Origin of the sequence: Roseibium sediminis (assembly GCF_008711325.1) — a bacterium.
Lineage (GTDB): Bacteria > Pseudomonadota > Alphaproteobacteria > Rhizobiales > Stappiaceae > Roseibium > Roseibium sediminis.
Genome location: NZ_VXDB01000104.1, coordinates 1 through 644, shown reverse-complemented (window position 1 = coordinate 644; position 644 = coordinate 1). Strand labels below are relative to the sequence as shown.

1 pseudogene is annotated in these 644 nt (G+C 51.9%); it reads right to left on the bottom strand.

The annotated features are described in order from the left end of the window. A pseudogene (locus F0155_RS23260) lies at positions 1 to 556 on the bottom strand (transposase); the annotation flags it as partial. Between the last annotated feature and the right edge of the window lie 88 nt (positions 557 to 644).

Genomic DNA, 644 nt, shown 5'->3' with positions numbered 1-644 from the left:
CAGACCCGTGCAGGCATGGGGGCCATGTCCTGCAAGGCATCTATGCCACCAGTTTGATATTTGTCATACCAGACGTAGAAGGTTGACCTTGGAATACCCAGCCGATCCAGCGTCTGTTTGGCAGGCAGATGGGACTGCTCCACCAGTCGAATGATTTCAAGTTTCTCGGAGGCGGGATATCTCATTCGTCGTCGACCCCATCCCCGATCATGCTTTTTTTGAGAAGACGCAGTTCCAGAGCTTGCTCAGCAACCACTTCCTTCAAGTCCCTCGTCTCTTTGCGAAGAGATTTTACTTCATCAGAACTGGCTTCACGAGCTGCGTCCCCAGCAAGCCGTTTCTTGCCCGCTTCCATGAAGTCCTTGGACCAGGAATAATACTGGCTCTGGGCAATGCCTTCCTGACGGCAAAGTTCTGCAATGCTGTCTTCGCCTCGAAGCCCAGAAACCACTATGCGGATCTTCTCTTCAGCGGAAAACCGACGGCGGGTCTGGCGTTTGATGTCTTTTACGACCCGCTCTGCATCGTCGGTCAGTCGTTCGTTCTTTCGTCTCATCATTTGCTCCTGAGTTAGCAATGATGAGCCAAAATCACTCCCTTACGCAATCAAACCAATTTGTCCATTAGCCGCTGACGGGGAACAA